The 737-nt window shown below is 71.1% G+C and carries 1 protein-coding gene; it reads right to left on the reverse strand.

The features are described from left to right. The coding region (locus ACV22W_RS33550; RefSeq protein WP_448023826.1) for an AMP-binding protein at positions 1 to 737 on the reverse strand (737 nt) is incomplete at both ends.

Genomic DNA, 737 nt, shown 5'->3' on the forward strand with positions numbered 1-737 from the left:
CCGTGCGCATCGTCGTCGGCCACCACGGCGGCATCGCGTACGCCTGGGTGATCACGCAGCGCGGCCTCGATTTCGCCGGGCTCGATACGGAAGCCGCGAATCTTGATCTGCTGGTCGGCGCGGCCAAGGTAGACGATCTCGCCGTCGGCGCGGCGTCGCGCGAGGTCACCCGCACGATAGCGCCGCGCGCCTGGCGCGCCGTCCGGATCGGGGACGAAGCGCGCGGCGGTGAGCCCTGGCCGGTTCAGATAGCCGCGCGCGACGCCGGCGCCGCCGACGTGGATCTCGCCGGCGACGCCGTCGAGCACCGGCTCGCCATGACGATCGAGCAATTGCAGCGACAGATCGGCCAGCGGCTCACCGATCGGGCTGAGCGGCGTGTCGGCGTCGGCGCGGTGCAGCGTGCGAGCGGTCACGTGGACGGTGGTCTCGGTGATGCCGTACATGTTGACCAGACGTGGGCGTGTGTCGCCGTAGCGGTCAAACCAGTCGCGCAGCGCGGCGGGCTCGAGCGCTTCGCCGCCGAACACGACCAGGCGCAGCGCGGGCAGTGTGCCGGGCTGCCGATCGAGCAGGCGGAAGGCCGAAGGCGTCTGGCTGAGGACGGACACGCGATGCGTGCGCAGGAAATCAGCGAACGCGAGCGGATCGCGGCTCGTCTCGAAGGGGACAAAGACGGCCTGCGCGCCGTGCAGCAGGGCGCCCCAGAGTTCCCACACCGAGAAGTCGAAGGCGGT

The sequence above is a fragment of the Burkholderia sp. AW49-1 genome, from assembly GCF_053427845.1.